The 17,825-nt window shown below is 46.1% G+C and carries 12 protein-coding genes; 7 read left to right on the forward strand and 5 right to left on the reverse strand.

All coding sequences use genetic code 11. The features are described 5' to 3' along the window. Window positions 1–79 precede the first annotated feature (79 nt). Window positions 80–571: a hypothetical protein gene (locus ACYVD4_RS31105; RefSeq protein WP_460952257.1), complete on the reverse strand. Its 492-nt coding sequence runs from the start codon at window positions 569–571 to the stop codon at window positions 80–82. Window positions 572–847: 276 nt separating this feature from the next. Between ACYVD4_RS31105 and ACYVD4_RS31110 the strand changes: the two genes are divergently transcribed. The 5 genes from ACYVD4_RS31110 (at window position 848) to ACYVD4_RS31130 (ending at window position 7,289) form a co-directional block, all read left to right on the forward strand. After that, window positions 848–3,340, forward strand: coding sequence for a DUF11 domain-containing protein (locus ACYVD4_RS31110; protein WP_460952258.1), 2,493 nt, complete (start codon window positions 848–850; stop codon window positions 3,338–3,340). Between the two features lie 122 nt (window positions 3,341–3,462). Continuing rightward, window positions 3,463–4,203, forward strand: coding sequence for a peptidase (locus ACYVD4_RS31115; protein WP_460952260.1), 741 nt, complete (start codon window positions 3,463–3,465; stop codon window positions 4,201–4,203). A gap of 119 nt (window positions 4,204–4,322) precedes the next feature. Further along, window positions 4,323–5,153 carry a transglutaminase family protein gene (locus ACYVD4_RS31120; RefSeq protein ID WP_460952262.1) on the forward strand — a complete coding sequence of 277 codons (831 nt, stop codon included), beginning with the start codon at window positions 4,323–4,325 and terminating at the stop codon, window positions 5,151–5,153. Window positions 5,154–5,276: 123 nt separating this feature from the next. Then, complete coding sequence (gene glmM / locus ACYVD4_RS31125) at window positions 5,277–6,677, forward strand: phosphoglucosamine mutase (protein WP_460952264.1); 1,401 nt, start codon at window positions 5,277–5,279, stop codon at window positions 6,675–6,677. Between the two features lie 249 nt (window positions 6,678–6,926). Further along, on the forward strand, window positions 6,927–7,289 hold the full coding sequence (locus ACYVD4_RS31130; RefSeq protein ID WP_460952266.1) for a YtxH domain-containing protein: 363 nt from the start codon (window positions 6,927–6,929) through the stop codon (window positions 7,287–7,289). A 1,061-nt stretch (window positions 7,290–8,350) separates the two neighbouring features. Here the strand turns inward: ACYVD4_RS31130 and ACYVD4_RS31135 are convergent. The 3 genes from ACYVD4_RS31135 to ACYVD4_RS31145 form a co-directional block, all read right to left on the reverse strand. Next, window positions 8,351–8,884, reverse strand: coding sequence for a DUF2911 domain-containing protein (locus ACYVD4_RS31135; RefSeq protein ID WP_460952268.1), 534 nt, complete (start codon window positions 8,882–8,884; stop codon window positions 8,351–8,353). A gap of 154 nt (window positions 8,885–9,038) precedes the next feature. Next, entirely contained in the window at window positions 9,039–10,571 is a 1,533-nt protein-coding gene (guaA, locus tag ACYVD4_RS31140; protein ID WP_460952270.1) for a glutamine-hydrolyzing GMP synthase, read from the reverse strand. Between the two features lie 131 nt (window positions 10,572–10,702). Then, window positions 10,703–11,884 (reverse strand): exo-beta-N-acetylmuramidase NamZ family protein, encoded by a 1,182-nt coding sequence (locus tag ACYVD4_RS31145; protein ID WP_460952272.1) that lies wholly within the window; start codon window positions 11,882–11,884, stop codon window positions 10,703–10,705. Between the two features lie 178 nt (window positions 11,885–12,062). On the opposite strand from ACYVD4_RS31145, the gene ACYVD4_RS31150 reads away from it, so the two are divergent. Continuing rightward, window positions 12,063–13,289: an ABC transporter permease gene (locus ACYVD4_RS31150; protein ID WP_460952273.1), complete on the forward strand. Its 1,227-nt coding sequence runs from the start codon at window positions 12,063–12,065 to the stop codon at window positions 13,287–13,289. A 101-nt stretch (window positions 13,290–13,390) separates the two neighbouring features. Here ACYVD4_RS31150 and ACYVD4_RS31155 read toward each other — a convergent pair whose 3' ends face one another. Beyond that, on the reverse strand, window positions 13,391–14,266 hold the full coding sequence (locus tag ACYVD4_RS31155; protein ID WP_460952275.1) for a TraB/GumN family protein: 876 nt from the start codon (window positions 14,264–14,266) through the stop codon (window positions 13,391–13,393). A 107-nt stretch (window positions 14,267–14,373) separates the two neighbouring features. Here ACYVD4_RS31155 and ACYVD4_RS31160 point away from each other — a divergent pair, with 107 nt between their 5' ends. Next, window positions 14,374–17,811 carry a methylmalonyl-CoA mutase family protein gene (locus tag ACYVD4_RS31160; RefSeq protein WP_460952277.1) on the forward strand — a complete coding sequence of 1,146 codons (3,438 nt, stop codon included), beginning with the start codon at window positions 14,374–14,376 and terminating at the stop codon, window positions 17,809–17,811. The last annotated feature ends 14 nt before the right edge of the window (window positions 17,812–17,825 follow it).

A 17,825-nucleotide genomic window follows, 5' to 3' on the forward strand; every position in this document is an offset into this window, starting at 1 on the left:
GATGAAATTAGCATTACGAAACCTTAACAGTCTCAAAAGTCAATCTACTCTATTAGCTAAGGCTGCGTAACATCAGTGATTAATAAAATAGGCCCCAGTCGTCGGGGGCATCATTATTCTTATCGAAGCCATTGACCCATTCCACAAAGAGCACTCTGAACTGCTCTATTTCATCCCGCAGTACGTTGAGGTAAGCTGGCATCGCTAATTTTTCGGCTTTGCAATAAGACGTTTGTGCCAATAATTCACGCGCATGCATTTTAATAATGACGGCGTTTTCCATCCGCAACGTATACAAATCTCCCCCCTCGGCACCAACTATTTTTGGAGCCAGCATCATGGCATTCGCTAACATCTGCTCATGCATCATTAGCACATCGTCTTCTTTATTGATGGTTTCGACAATAGCTTGTGTCAATTCCATCAACTCATTGGCTTTACGCAGGATGGGCAGATTTTTGATGCGCCGATTTTCGGCTTCCATTTCAGCACGGGTTTCTTCCGGATCGTAATCCTCGTCGAAGCCATCCCAGTCCATGAAGCTATCGTCGTCGTCGTCGTCAAAGTTCATCGCAAAATGGGCAGAGGGGTTATAATCTTCTGGTTGCCAAAGTAACACAAACCTTTATCAAAAACAAACCATTGTAACCGAAAAGCTAGCCATAAGGAGTAGATAACCGATAGGGTATTTGCCTTATTCGAAATCCTGTTTTTAATGGGGCTTATCAAAAACCTACATGTTACTATTATTAGTATAATTTAATTTAATTTTTTATACAGATCAACAAACGTATATTTGATGAGTAAACTCTATTTTACTATATAGATTTTATCTGCTTTATCCTACATGATGTTACTTTTAAGGGATTTCATTCGCTCACTCCTTCTGAGTTTGAGCTTTTACCTGTATTGTGCTCAGGGGTATGCTCAGGTTGATGTTACGTATCCGGTGAATCGGATGATTGTGCAACGTAACAACAATAACACAGCAACGATCCAGATTGCTGGCAGTTATTCGCAACCCATCGACGCTATTGAAGCCCGCGTTGTTGCCCGCGAATCGGGTCAGGGCGCCACCACGAATTGGACAGTTATTCAATCAAACCCCACCAATGGTCAGTTTAACGGCTCGATAAGCGCGAGCGGTGGCTGGTATAAACTCATGGTTCGGGGCATGCGTAATGGAACCATCGTGGGCGTGGATTCAGTCGATCGATTCGGAATTGGAGAAGTTTTTGCCATTATCGGCCACTCTAATGCGCAGGGAAGTAGCTGTGGCCCCGATGGTAATGGAAATGAACGTTGTCCTACACTAGGCGGAGCCTCCGACGATCGGGTGTCGGTAGTTGTGCTTGATGAAACTACGCCCGATTTCAATACGTATCTCCTTACCGCCGATACGCGCTATTTGCCCGGTATTGTCTTCAATAAATTACCAACTTTTCCGGGTCAGGCTCCGTTTGGCCACTTTGCATGGTTCTGGGGGCGCATGGGCGATCAGCTTGCGCAGAAGCTAAACGTACCGATTTTATTTTACAATGCAGGTTTTGGTGGCACCAACATGCAGCAAAACTATCAGGCAGCTTATAATCAGCCATTTGGCCACGGGTTTGTCCGATATTCACTACGTATGCCTTATGCCAATTTCCGGAATCTGATGAATCTCTACGTACCAAGTACCGGCCTTCGATCGGTACTGGTCCATCATGGCGAAAATGACCGATTTAGCCCGCCTGATTCACTTCCGATTTACTATTCAGGCGTTATCAGCAAGGCACGACAGGAGTTTAATAAGCCGGATTTGGCCTTCATCATCGCAATTTCTTCGTATGCGGGAGAGGTTTTTTCGAATGTACGTTACGCTCAGACACAAACGATTAATCAGCCGGGATTTCGTACTTTTCAAGGTCCTGACCTCGACAATATTTCATCCTATAACGATCGTCCCGATGGAATTCATTACTCCCCGTCTGGTCAGGAAAAGGTAGCCGATGCCTGGGCCAATTCCATTACAACATCAATGTTACAGAGTATAACGCCGTATGGAGCCGAAACGCAGCCCCTGGCAACAATTGCCTGTGCCGTTAACAACCAGCTTACCCTCACGCAGCCCGGCGGTTACCAAGATTATATGTGGAATACCGGGAGCACTAGTCAGGCGATAACGGCTGGAAACGGCACCTACAATGCCCGAATACGTAATGCCCAGCAGAAAGTGTATTTTCCTCCTGCCATAAACGTTCCTGATAACGTTAAACCAGCAGTGCCAACTATCAATGGTGGATCTTCCATTTGTTCAGTGGGCGGCTTAATATTAACCTCCAGTTTTACTGGCCTTAACCAATGGAGCACAGGGGCTACTTCTCAATCAATTACGGTTTCAAGTCCGGATTCTTATAGCCTGCTGGCCAAAAATCCGGTCTATGGATGCCTTTCCGAGCCGGTTTACAAACAGATTACCTTGGCCGATGCCGACCTGAGTTTAGCCTTAAAATCTAGTCGCGGTGCAGTGTTGGTAGGCGATACCGTTACGTATACCTTAACTGTGCGTAATGAAAGCGATTGTGATGCAGGTAGTATAACGGTTCAAAATCGGCTACCACCGAATATGACCTTTATTTCTTCACCTGATGGCCTTTCAGTAACCAATGGTATTGTTCGTGCCGTTATACCGTCAGTACTTGCGCGTGCTAAAGTTAGTCGTCGATACGTAGCTCGACTTACGGCTGCAGGTATGTATCGAAATGCAGCTGAACTACAACTCCAAACCAACAATGACCCGGATAGTGAACCTGGTACAGGTACAGGCGACGGACAGGACGATATGGCTTTTGCCGAATTAAGGACTCGAACTGCTGGCACTCTATCCGTATACGTATCACCCAATCCAAATCCTCCGCCATTACCACCCGTAGTTCCTGACGAACCGCTGGGTATTCCGAATAAAGCTGATTTAAGCCTGATACTACGTGCCAATAAGACAGTAGTCACAACTGGCCAATCGCTTACATTTACCATCACGATTGCTAACGACGGCGGTTCATCGACATCGAACATTTCTGTAAAACACGAATTGCCTCCTTCGCTCCAATTTGTAGGTTCAATCTCAGGCATGACTGTAAATGGGTCTACGGTTACGGGTACTGTAGCCCAGTTGGCAGCAAAAAAAGTAGCTGTTCTGCGGTTCGAGGTGAGAGCCGTTAGTGCTGGTCAGTCAATCAATAGAATTCAAATATCGGCATCCGGCCAGCCCGACCCGGATTCAACACCAAACAACGGAACCAACAATGGCGAAGATGACGAAGCCCGCTTCGATTTACGGATCGTGGCACCGTTGTAAGGTGTAGCAACTACAGCATTTTTCGAGAAATCAGCGGGAGTAATCGAACAAAAATGAGGGTAACCTGTATATTTGTCCGTATTACATCCGGAGTGGATGCTCCTGAACTCCCACTTTATCGAATGACGTATTGTTTAGGCATTAAGGTTGCGTCGGGCTTAGTGGCTATCGCCGACAGACGGCTAACCTCTGGTACCGAAGTATCATCGAACCGTAAGATCTCGGTTCATGAAGTCGAAAATCACTCATTATTTATCATGACATCGGGCCTTCGTTCGGTGCGCGATAAAGCCATTACTTACTTCCGGGAAGTATTAGCCGAACAAGATCGGTCGTTTAATAAACTCTATAAAGCAGTGAACGCTTTTGGCGAGCAGGTAAAGCGGGTGGCACAGGAAGACAAGGCGTCTATTGTAGCCAACGGACTGAATTTCAATCTCAATGCTATTGTTGGCGGCCAGTTGGAAGATGACGAAGAGCATAAGCTGTTCATGCTCTACCCCGAAGGCAACTGGGTGGAGGTAGATCAGGGTTCGCCGTTTAAAATTATCGGAAACTCGGGCTATGGCAAGCCGCTGCTGTTTCGGAATTTAGCCTACGAAACCAGTATGCAGGATGCACTTAAGATTGGCTTTCTGGCGTTCGATGCCACTAGGGTAAGTGCCAACGATGTCGATTATCCATTAGATATTGTCATCTATCCTAAAGATAGTTTCCATATGACCGAATACCGGCTCGAAAAAGACGATATGGACGAAGTATCGCATCAATGGAGCGCTTTACTAAGCAATTCGGTTCGAAAATTACCCTCTTACTGGATGGACCCCATTTTTGAAAAAGTCCGAGCCACCAAACAGATATAAATGATATATGAAGTAGGATGTATAATATATGATGTTAGAATACAATTTTATACATCATATATTATACATCCCACTTCATATATCATCCATCTTAATTCATCCGTTAACCCACCGTTTCCATGAATCTCCACGTTCGGCACGAATCTGAATATACCTATGATATTCCCGTAGCGCTGGGGCCTCAAACTCTGTATCTCTACCCGCGCATGTATCCTTACCAGCGTTTGCTGGATTACCAGTTGATAATCGACCCCACCCCCGATCGGGTTGTTCGAAACATCGACGCTGAGGGAAATGTACAGCAACTGGTGTATTTTAACCACCCAACCAAACACTTTAACGTAACGGTAGAAATGCAGTTGCAATCCGAAGAATTTAATTCTTTCGATTTTGTGCTGTTTCCGTTCGAAACTCAGCGCGTTCCTTTTCGCTATCCCAAAGCAATAGAAGAGCTTCTGGCACCATATCTGGAACGAGTGGGCGTATCTGAACGGGTTGAGAGCTGGGCCCGGCAAATTGCCGCTAGTACTGGCTGGCAAACTGTCGATTTTCTGATGGCACTTAACAAAACCATCTGGCAATTCACCTACGAAATCCGAGAAACAGGAGCCCCGTTTGCCCCCGAACAGACGTTAAACATGCGTAGAGGCTCCTGCCGCGATTATACTACGTTGTTTATGGCTGCCTGTCGCAGTTTGGGTATTGCAGCCCGATTTGTAAGTGGCTATTTGTTCGGAAATCCGCAACAGGAACACCAGTTGCATGCCTGGGCCGAGGTCTATTTACCAGGTGCAGGTTGGCGGGGTTTCGATCCGGCCGAAGGCTCTGTGGTCGTAAATCGCCACGTGTTTCTAACATCCACAGCGAAACCCGAATTAGCAGCTCCCATTAGTGGCATGTATACAGGAAAGGCGAAATCTAATCTTCGTTCCGAATTATTATTTGTATAAAGCCGCCGATTATTTACGTTATTTACGAGTAGCAACGTCGACTATAACCCTTCAACTGGCACGATTGACTATATTTGCATTCAATTATAGTGTATTATACTTATCTTATTCTGACCCAGAACAGTGGCATTAATTAAGTCTATTTCCGGAATTAGAGGAACTATTGGAGGACGTAGCGGAGAGGGCCTTACTCCCCTCGATGTGGTTAAATTTACAGCCGCTTTTGGCCAATGGCTCCGGCAACGTAATCCAGAACGTAAAGCTGTTGTTATTGGGCGAGATGGCCGTTTGTCGGGTGAGATGGTATCAAAATTAGTAGCCGCTACGTTGCAAGGGCTTGGTCTCGACGTTATCGATCTGGGTTTATCTACAACACCCACCGTTGAAATGGCTGTTCCTGGCGAATCAGCTTCTGGAGGTATTATTCTAACAGCCAGCCACAACCCTATTCAGTGGAATGCTCTCAAGCTGCTCAACGAAGCAGGTGAATTTATATCAGCGCAGGATGGAGCCGACGTATTGGCCATTGCCGACTCAGAATCGTTTGAGTTTGCTGAAGTTCGTAAATTAGGAACGTATCGCGCCGATGATACGTGGCTTCAGAAGCATATCGACCAGATTCTGGCCCTACCGCTGGTTAATCGTGATGCGATTGCCGCCCGTAATTTTCGCATTATTGTCGATGCCGTTAACTCAACTGGCGGATTAGCCGTGCCCATGCTTCTTGAAGCACTTGGTGTGGAACGTATCACCAAACTACATTGTGAACCCACAGGCAATTTTGCTCACAACCCAGAACCTCTTCCCGAAAACCTGCGCGACATCATTAAGGAAATGGGTAAAGGAAACGCTGATATCGGTGTTGTTGTTGACCCCGACGTTGACAGGTTAGCGCTGATTTGTGAAGATGGTTCGCCTTTTGGCGAAGAATATACGCTTGTTGCCGTTGCCGATTATGTACTGAAAAACAGCCCACAGGGCGGGAATACCGTATCGAATATGTCGAGCACGGTGGCCCTGCGCGACATTACTCAGAAATACGGCGGTCAGCATTTTGCATCGGCAGTGGGTGAGGTTAACGTAGTGGAAATGATGAAAGAAAAAGGGGCGCTTATTGGCGGAGAAGGCAACGGTGGAGTCATCTATCCGGAACTTCATCAGGGTCGCGATGCGCTGGTTGGTATTGCCTTGTTTCTGAGCCATCTGGCCATTTCTGGCAAATCAGCCTCTATGCTTCGGCGGACATATCCCAGTTATTATATTTCAAAAAATAAGATTGAGCTTACGCCCGATATTGATGTAGATGCGGTACTGAATCAGATACAGACCAAGTATGCACGTAACCCCATTAGTACTATCGACGGGGTAAAAATTGAGTTCGATAAAGAATGGGTTCATCTTCGTAAGTCAAATACAGAACCCATTATCCGTATTTATTCCGAGTCCGATACGTTGGCAACCGCCGATTATCTGGCAGGCAAAATCATTAGCGACATTCGGGAAGTGATTTCTGAGAACCGCTAGATACGTAGCGCACAAACACCCCTTAACCGCAAACAGGTTGCCTTATTTAGGTGGCCTGTTTTTTTATTAATGCTACGTAGCAACCCCTATATTGTAGAATAAAATACTCAATCGCTTTGTTAAATCTATGCATTAAATAAAGTTAACTATCTAACCTACAACTATTTATATAAAAAAAATTATCGTGGCATAATTTTTTAAGAATGTATTTCAGATTTCATTCATTACTAATTCAAAACAACCAGTATTATGGGCTTTTTGAGAGGAGTACTAGCAGGATTAGCAATTGGTTACCTAACAGCTCCACGTAGTGGCAAGGATACCCGCGACAAGCTAACACAAGGTTTCGACGATATGCAACGGCAATGGGAAGAGGGTGTCGATCAAGTACAAGCTCAACTCGACCGCCTGAGAGGAAAAGCAGAAGCCAACGCTGATAAGTACTCAAATCAGGCTGAAGAGATATTCGACAAATATCGCGATGATGCTGAATCGACTTATCAGCAGAAACGTAGTCAGGCAAAAACCGCCTATAACGATAAAGTTGATGAAGCAGCGAATGCCGCAAAATCAGGAATCAACAATGCCGAATCAGCACTCAAACTGAACTGATTTAATTCGAACTAATAGAAAAAGGCGTGGCTTCCCAAGATGGGAAGCCACGCCTTTTTCTATTAGTTCGAATTAACGTAACGGTCAAATTCACTACTGGTAAAGTTGACTTTTTCAAAGAATTTATTTTTAAATAATATATAGAATAACCATCAAGCGATTTAAAACAACATCTAATAAAATACTTTATGTAACATAAATTATAAGTTTAAACTACATTAAACTATAAACTAATAAATATTTAGATACAAAATATTACCGCCAATACTTTTTACATTAAATTTCGGACAAAAAAAGTCCTTCCTCAATAAATAACATAATCTAAATTTTGCCAATAAGCCCTATACTCAGCCCTCATAAATTTTCACGTCTAGGAGGGTTAAATCTAGATCATTATGAATATCATAGCCAAAGCCATAGTACTAAGTAGTATGCTGTTAATCGAATGTAAACCAAGTTCGGTTAATGGCGGCTATGAAGATATAGGTCACTTTCCTTCTAGAACTGCCGCACAGAATGAAGCCATCCGAGCCATTTTAGTGGAATATAATCGTTTACCAGCCCAAACAGACTATAAAATATCGTATTAATTTGACACATCAGGCTCCTCCAATAGTAATGCGATATGGTATAATCGGGACCAACAGGTAATGCGCTTAGAAGTCGATATTCATAGTGGCCCTGCCTGCAGATGGGATTCAGTTAGTAAACCTATTTTAGAACAGGCACTCCAATCCGCTAACAGATTAATGAAACTTGATTCATTAGCCAAGCCCAAACAGCCTTTGTCAGTATGCCAGTTCTAATATAGAAGATGTCTGATCGATGCAGCCATTCAGGTAGCTGGGGCTGCAGTATGTCTCTAATTAACTTACAAAAGGATTTTTAACGTACTAGAAATACGTAGCTAAAATGGTATTTTAGCTACGTATCATTCGGTTTTGAGAAACCTCACTACGTTGGTTATTAGTAATCAACGTCACATCTCATATCTATTTCAAAGTAAGAGCGGTCAGATTTCCCAAAACCTGACCGCTCTTACTTTTACATGACAATTACTTTTATTGAATCATAACAGGTACTTCCACATTTTCCCATTTCAGCGTTACGCCCTTGCCGGTTACGTCATACGCTAATTTCTCCGTCATCTGGGCCGACTTTTTGGGCTTGGCTGTTACACGCAGCACGTCCTGCGCCTGATCGTATTTGAACGCGCCCCACTGGTTCGATACTTTGTTGAAAATGATAGTCCACTCGTCCTGCCCCGGAATGGCAAAGAAGCCGTATTTACCAGCGGCAAGCGTTTTTCCTTCTACTTTAATGTCCTTATCTGTCTCAAAGATGGTGGCTTCGTTGGCACCAGCCCGCCATACTTTTCCATAAGGCGCCAAACTACCGCTCGGGTCCCAAACGTTACGTCCTTTTACCGACGGACTACTGTAATTAACCGTAATGTTTGCCCCATTTACTTTTCCGCTGGCGGTAGCGGGTGGACTTGGCCGACTGGCTTTGTCGCCCTGTGCCCATGTCATAAGGGTCATTAGTAGGCCCACCATCGTCAGAGCGATAGTCCGGTTCATTTGTGTTGTTTTCATTGATTGTTAGGAGTTTTGATAATCAGCGGCTAATGTAAAAATAAAGCCGAGAAACATCGGAACGTAGCACGGTTTATTTAGCGAACGAACGTAGCATTCCATAAAAGCAAAACGCCCGACACTACGTAGCATCGGGCGTTTTGTTTGGTATTGCCTATTCCCACTCAATGGTGGCCGGTGGTTTCGATGAAATATCGTAAACAACCCGGTTCACGCCTTTTACGCGGTTAATAATTTCGTTCGAAATATCGGCCAGAAATTCATACGGCAAGTGCGCCCAGTCGGCTGTCATACCGTCAATGCTTGTTACGGCACGTAGCGCCACTACACGCTCGTAAGTACGTTCGTCGCCCATTACGCCAACCGATTGCACAGGGAGCAACATAGCGCCAGCCTGCCATACCTTATCGTATAAGCCTTCGCGCTTCAAACCATCGATAAACAACGCATCGACCTGTTGTAGAATGGCCACTTTTTCAGGCGTTACGTCGCCCAGAATCCGAATGGCTAACCCAGGGCCGGGGAATGGGTGCCTTCCGAGAATGGCGTCGGGTAGGCCGAGGGTTTTACCAACCGCCCGCACTTCGTCTTTGAATAAGGTATTAAGCGGCTCTACCACTTTCAGTTTCATGTAATCGGGCAAACCTCCTACGTTGTGGTGCGATTTGATCGTTGCCGATGGCCCTTTTACCGATACCGACTCAATTACGTCGGGGTAGATTGTTCCCTGACCCAGCCACGCTACGTTCTCAACCAGATGCGCTTCGTGATCAAATACGTCGATGAAGGTTTTACCGATGGCTTTACGTTTGGCTTCAGGATCAGATATTCCAGCCAGAGCGGTATAGAATTGCTGCTGAGAATCGACTCCTTTCACGTTCAATCCCAGTGTTTTATAGGATTCCAGTACGCCCGTAAATTCGTCTTTACGTAATACGCCGTTATCGACAAAAATGCAGTAGAGATTCTTGCCAATAGCGCGGTGAATGAGCATGGCTGCAACCGACGAATCGACACCGCCCGACAAGCCCAGTACGACTTTATCATCGCCGAGTTTTTGCTTCAGTTGCTCAACGGTTGTTTCGACAAACGAAGCCGCCGTCCAATCCTGTGAACATCCACAAATATCAACTACGAAGTTGTGGAGCAACGTTTTTCCCTGAAGTGAGTGTGTAACTTCGGGGTGAAACTGAATACCATACGTAGGCTCACCCTCGACTTGGAAAGCGGCTACCCGAACCGTATCGGTTGAGGCAATAATCCGGAAATTGTCAGGAACACTGGTAATCGTATCGGCATGTGACATCCAGACCTGAGAGTGCTGATCGATGTCTTTCAGCAACGGACTCGTGTTATCGACAGTGCCAAGTTTAGCCCGTCCGTACTCGCGAATAGCTGATGCCTGTACTTCGCCCCCGCTGGTATGCGCCAGCAATTGAGCACCGTAACACACACCCAGGATGGGAAGTTTATGCCGAAAAGCTGCAAGATGAACTTCTGGGGAATCAGCGTCCCGTACAGACGACGGACTTCCTGACAGAATGATACCCTTTACATCGGGCGTAATAACGGGTAAATGATTGTACGGATGGATTTCACAGTAGACATTCAGTTCGCGAACCCGGCGGGCAATTAATTGTGTATACTGCGAACCAAAGTCCAGAATTAGAATCTGTTCGGTGGCCATGATGGGTCTCTAAACTGCAAAGTTAGCCCATTTTAGCGGGACAGCAAACCTAAAGAGCGAAAGAATGAGTGAGCGAAAGAGCGAAAATCATCCGGCAGGCTATTCGCTCTTTCACTCATTCACGCTTTTGCTCATTTATACAACAGGTATTTTTTCCGCATCACTTTGTAGGTATCCAGTGCAGGTTGCCAGCTTTTTCGGATTTTTTCTTCTGAAACACCCGTCAACAATTGTAGCCGGAGTTGGTCGGTTCCGGCAAGTTTGTCGATCCAGTTGTTGGGAAAAAAGAACTTGTTTTTATCCGACGCTCTTTTGATAAAATCGAATAGATAGTTCAGCATCAGGCCATCTTTTTTTACCGTAACGTTCGATAAATCAAGGCCGTAGCAAAGTTGCCCTTCTAATGGTGGATTAATTGCGCCCGGTTTATCGACTGGTGTAAATGTATAGGGGCCATACTTTGTATAGTGTGAACCAATTACCTGAAACTGTTTATCTGTACCCCGCCCAACGCTAACCACCGTGTTTTCAAAAAAACAGAGTGATGGGTAGAGCAAGATCGACTGCTGGTTCGGCAGATTCGGCGACGGTGGCACGGGTAATACATAAGGCGTCTGATGCGTATAATTTTTAAGTGGGATAATCGTCAGCGGGCACGTTTTCGCGCCAGCGAGCCATCCTTCACCATTAATCATCCGGGCCAGTTCACCAATCGTTAAGCCATAGACAACCGGAATCGGGTTTAAGCCAACAAATGATTTGAACTTCGGATCGAGTACCGGCCCATCAACGTAGTGCCCGTTTGGATTTGGGCGATCCAGCACAATCATCGGTTTGTTGGTTTCGGCGCAGGCTTCCATAACGTAGTGCATCGTGCTGGTATACGTATAAAACCGAGCGCCAACATCCTGAATATCAAACACCACAACATCCAACGAATCCAGTTGCTGAGGCGTTGGTTTATACGTTTTGCCATACAGCGACGCAACCATAATGCCGGTACGTGGGTCGCGACTGCTGGTGATTTTTTCGCCGTCCGTAGCGTCACCCCGGAAACCGTGCTCGGGCGCAAAAATCGTTTTCACAGCAATTCCTCTTGCCAGCAAACTATCGACCAGATGCGTTTTGCCGATACGTGACGTATGGTTTACCACCAATCCAACCCGTTTTCCCTGTAAGGTTGGCAGATAAAGTCCCATCTGGTCGGCCCCGGTCTGGATAGCATTGGCCGGGGTTGATGTTTTTGTTTGGGCAAAACTGGCCAAACTTATTACACAAAAAGCTGTCAGAAACAGTTTAATAAGGAAATACATAATGCAGGAAGAGGTAAGCGTTCTTACAAAACTCTTACTTTTACCAGAACAAAAAAATAGTTGGAAGTTATTAGGCATCGACAGGCTCCGGCTGTTGAGACCGCACTAGCGGCTAACCAGTAACTTCCACGTATCCGACAGCCGGAGCCTGTCGGAGCCTAACGGTTTTCGACTTATCTTGAACGTTCCTGTTTTTCTGGCCCGCAAGGTCCGCAACGCCCCTGAAGGTAGTTTTTCGGCTACGGTTACCCGCATCGGTATCGCCAGTATAGCACTGGGTCTGACTATTTTAGTCGTAGCCTTTGCTGTATTATATGGCTTCAAAAACACAATTCAGCAAAAGATTTTTCTGTTCGGAGCCCATTTGCAGGTCAGCAAATTCAGTAACAACAGCTCTTACGAAGAAACGCCACTCCCACTCAATACGGTTCTTTATCGCGAAGCCAATCGAATCCCCGGCCTTCATCACATTCAGGCGGTGGCCTTGAAAGCCGGTATTTTAAAAACCGATACAGAACTAACGGGGGTCATTCTCAAAGGCGTTGGTAAAGATTACGACTGGAATTTGTTCCGCGAGTCGCTCGTGGCCGGAACAGTGCCCGTTGTTGGCGCAGATACGGGAAACGGCTCCACGCAACTGCTGCTGAGCCAGTATATGGCTAATCAGTTGCAGGTAAAAGTGGGGCAGAACGTACCGTTATATTTTTTAGGCAATACGCCCCGCGCCCGTAAAATGACCGTAGTGGGTATTTATGAAACTGGTCTTGAAGAAGTCGACAAAACCATTGCACTGGGCGATATCCGACTGATTCAGCGACTCAATAAATGGGGAACCGATTCAGTTGGCACCTACGAAATTTTCGTCAACGACTTTAAAAAGCTCGACGCCACAGCCGACAATGTTTTCGACGTAATGGCGCCCAGTATGCGGCTCACCCGCGTAACAGACCAGTATCGTCCCCTGTTCGACTGGATGATTTTGCTCGACCGGAACATGGTCATTTTACTGAGCCTGATCGGGTTTGTTGCGTCGTTCAATATGGTTTCGGTATTGCTGGTTCTGATGATGGAACGTACTCCAATGATTGGCCTACTGAAAGCACTTGGAGGAGCCAATCCGCTAATTCGTAAACTATTTCTAGCCGTCGGGCTAAACATGGTTGGTTGGGGTTTGCTCATTGGCAATGGTGTTGGCATTGCGGTTTGTTTCTTACAAGACCGTTTTAAACTCATTCCGCTCGACCCAAAAAGCTATTTCATGAACTACGTACCAATCGTCTGGGACTGGCCAACTGTTCTGTTTCTGAACGTAGCAACTATTCTGATCATTGCGGCCATTCTATGGCTTGCTACGTTCATCATCAACCGTATCCAACCCGTAAAAGCACTGGCCTTTAAGAAATAATGGATAATGGATAATGGATAATGGATAATGGATAATGGATAATGGATAATGGATAATGCTTTACAAAATCTTTTTCATTCTTCACTATTCATTATCCATTATCAGTTATTCACAGCTTTCACTGTATAGCCTTTCTGACGTAGCAGATTGACAACGCCTTTGTCGGTACCTAGATGACCCGCTCCGAACGCGAAAAATGTTGGTTTATCTTTGGCTGCTTTTTCAATTACCGGAATCCAGTTGGCGTTACGTTCGCCAAGTAGACTATCTTCAAATTCGCCAATATCGCTGAACTTGCTCGACTTCATAAGTGCGTTCAGTTTGCTCACATCATTGGTTTTATAGGCCGCCAGCAATTCCGAAAATTCTTTCTTTGCCTCCTCAGGCATTTTTGCCATATCGACCAGACCTTTTAACTGTTCAGCCATCGGAATTTTATCCAGAGCCGCCAATTGAGCATCAATCGACTCTAGGCCAAGCACCTCTTTTTTGTCCTTAGCCGCCATTTGCGCAAACGTCATATCATAAGATGCAGGCTGACATGGTAACACCGTCATATACATCAGCGACAGTAGACCAATCGGCTTAAACCGCTCAACCTGAGCCAGTCCCATGTTCATTTTCTGCTTCAGATACGTATCCAATACCGTATAATCGTCGGGCTTAAGCAGGTCTTTCAACGTTTTGCCATCGGTCATCATAATGGCTTTCTGCATGTTCATCATCATCGACGGATCGTCCAGATCAAGCTCCAGATAGACCTGTTGGGCATCACCAACGGCTTTTTTCACCGCATCCGAAATTTTCAGATCGGTCGGGCAAACCAGATGAAACGTACCATATAAGTAAGAAGGCTTCGTAATGCCCGGCCCTGTTACTTCATAAAACAACGAATTATCCTGCGCTTTTGTCGTTGTTAAGGTACTGACAGCCAGCAAACCGGCTAAGGCGAGTTGAGTAATAATTTTTCGTTTCATAGACGTAATTAACGGAGAACGGGAAACATATTTTCCGATGAATCGGTAAGTCGTTTCCGTTTGTAACTTTGATAGTACCGACCCTTGCTAACGAAATTCTAGTCCGAATGATTGCACAAGATTCTAAGCCAGCATCTATAAAACCAGCGGCCTTCACGCACAAAATTCGCCTTGTTACGGCAGCCTCGCTGTTCGATGGACACGATGCCGCCATTAACTTGATGCGTCGGCTTATGCAGGCATCCGGAGCCGAAGTGATTCATCTGGGACATAATCGGGCAGTCGCCGAAATTGTTGATTGCGCCATTCAGGAAGATGTTCAGGGTATTGCCATCACGAGTTATCAGGGCGGACATCTGGAATTTTTCAAATACATGTATGACCTGCTTCAGGAACGTAGCGCGGGCCATATCAAAATTTTCGGTGGTGGGGGTGGCACAATTTTACCCGCTGAAATTGAGGAATTACATGCTTACGGAATCACCCGCATTTACTCGCCTGATGATGGTCGAACAATGGGACTTCAAGGTATGATCAATGATTTGCTACGTCGGTGTGATATTGAACTTCCCCCTGTCGACGTAGCAGATTTGCCGTCACTATGTAGTAATCCCGGACTAATCGCCCGACTTATCACGACCGCTGAAAACAACCCGCAACTATTCCGTCGACTGGTAACGGATCATTCACTTTTTAGTGCACACGCTCACACAGCGAACGTACTGGGTGTTACGGGCACGGGCGGTGCAGGCAAATCGTCGCTGGTCGATGAGCTGGTGCTACGTTATTTACGGACATTTCCAGATAAAACACTGGCAATCATTTCGGTAGATCCATCGAAACGAAAAACCGGCGGAGCACTTCTCGGCGACCGTATTCGGATGAATGCTATCTACTCCCCTACCGACACTACGTCGCGAGTGTATATGCGTTCGCTAGCTACCCGGCAGTCGAACCTGGCCCTAAGTCGATATGTGCAGGATGCCATTGATGTATGTAAAGCTGCTCAGTTCGATTTAATTATCGTCGAAACATCGGGCATTGGCCAGTCAGACACCGAAATTACCGAACACGCCGATAAAACGCTCTATGTAATGACGGCCGAGTACGGAGCCGCTACGCAGTTGGAGAAAATCGACATGCTTGATTTTGCCGATATCATTGTCATAAACAAGTTCGACAAACGCGGTTCGCTGGATGCACTACGTGACGTTCGGAAACAGTACCGACGCAATCATAATCTGTGGGACGTAGCAGATGACGACCTTCCGATTGTTGGTACTGTTGCTGCTCAATTCAACGATGCAGGCATGAACGCTTTGTTCCGTATGGTAACAGGGGATGGTAGGGAACAGGGAATTGCAGGGGTTGCGCAGGGTAGCGACATAGACAGTCCAAAAAATCAATCCGCTCCATCCCGGCACTCCCAGCCCCCTGCCATAATCCCCCCCGACCGAATTCGGTATCTAGCCGAAATTGTGGAAGAAAGCCGTCGATATAAGCAGTTTGTGCAGGAGCAAAGTTCACTGGCCCGTCAGCTTTATCAGATCGATGGTACGTTGACATTACTTGATGATTCTACTATTCAAGAAGCTCTTCAGAACGTATACACAACGCTCGAAACGCAGCTTCATCCCGATTGTCGCGCCCTACTTCAGCAATGGCCCGATCTGCAAAAGCGCTACGTATCAGAATTTTACGAATTTAAAGTCCGGGATAAAATCATCCGACAGCCGCTTTATTCAGAAACCTTATCGCATTTAAAAATACCGAAGGTAAGTCTGCCGAAATACCACGATTGGGGCGACGTACTACGTTGGTTATTGACCGAAAACGTACCGGGGGAGTTTCCGTATGCGGCTGGCGTGTTCCCACTCAAGCGTGAGGGCGAAGATCCTACCCGTATGTTTGCGGGCGAAGGCGGTCCAGAACGTACCAATCGGCGGTTTCACTACGTATCGAAAGGGTTACCAGCCAAGCGACTTTCTACCGCTTTTGATTCCGTTACGCTTTATGGTGAAGACCCGGCACTACGTCCGGACATTTTCGGAAAAATTGGCAACTCCGGGGTGAACATCTGCACGCTTGATGACGCTAAGAAACTGTATTCTGGTTTCGATCTGTGCGACCCTGCTACGTCGGTTTCAATGACCATAAACGGCCCTGCGCCCATGCTACTGGCCTTTTTTCTAAATGCAGCTATCGATCAGCAATGCGAAAAATGGTTACGTCAGCAAGAGGTCGATGGTATAGGGTTGGAGGCTAAGGGTGGCACATCAGATCTTTTCCATTCCCTAAACTCTATGCCCCACCCCCCTTCTTACAACGGAAATTTACCCGACGGTAATGACGGATTAGGGCTTATGTTATTGGGAACAACTGGCGATAAAGTTTTACCGATTGAAGTCTATGAACAGATAAAAGCTGATACACTTCGGCGGGTTCGTGGCACGGTACAAGCTGATATTCTCAAAGAAGATCAAGCCCAGAACACCTGCATTTTCTCGACTGAATTTGCGCTAAAAATGATGGGCGATATTCAGCAGTATTTTACCGATAATCTGGTTCAGAATTTTTATTCGGTGTCCATTTCGGGCTATCACATTGCCGAAGCAGGGGCCAATCCGGTTTCGCAACTGGCGTTTACCCTCTCTAATGGGTTCACGTTTGTTGAATATTACCTCAGCCGGGGAATGCACATCGATGATTTTGCACCGAATTTGTCGTTCTTTTTCTCGAATGGCATGGACCCGGAATACACTGTACTGGGGCGTGTTGCCCGACGAATCTGGGCGAAAGCTATGAAACACAAATACAAAGCCAATAGCCGGTCGCAGAAACTCAAGTATCATATCCAGACATCGGGGCGAAGTTTGCACGCCCAGGAAATTGCCTTTAATGATATCCGTACTACGTTGCAAGCGCTACTGGCTATTTATGACAACTGTAACTCACTGCATACCAACGCTTATGACGAAGCCATTACAACACCAACCGAAGAATCGGTACGTCGGGCTATGGCAATTCAACTGATTATCAATCGCGAATTTGGGCTGACAAAAAATGAAAATCCGCTACAGGGTTCTTTCATTGTGGAGGAGTTAACCGATCTGGTTGAAGAGGCTGTTTACCAGGAGTTTCTGGCGATAAACGAACGAGGTGGCGTATTGGGTGCTATGGAGCGGATGTACCAACGTAGCAAAATTCAGGAGGAGTCGATGTATTACGAAACACTAAAACACAACGGCAATCTGCCGCTTGTGGGAGTCAATACGTTTCTCGACCCAGCCGGTTCTCCTACAGCTTTACCCCGCGAAGTGATACGTTCGACGGACGGCGAAAAACGCTACGCTGTCAGCTCCTGTCAGGCATTTCAGGAACGAAATCGGCTGGCTGCCAACGTAGCCCTGACTAATTTACAGGCAACAGCCCTAGCCAACGGAAATATCTTTGATAGCCTGATGGAAGCCGCAAAAGTTTGTTCGCTGGGTCAATTATCTGCGGCACTTTACGCGGTCGGCGGGCAGTATAGGCGTAATATGTAAACCCCTGAAATCAA

The sequence above is a fragment of the Spirosoma daeguense genome, assembly GCF_054776875.1.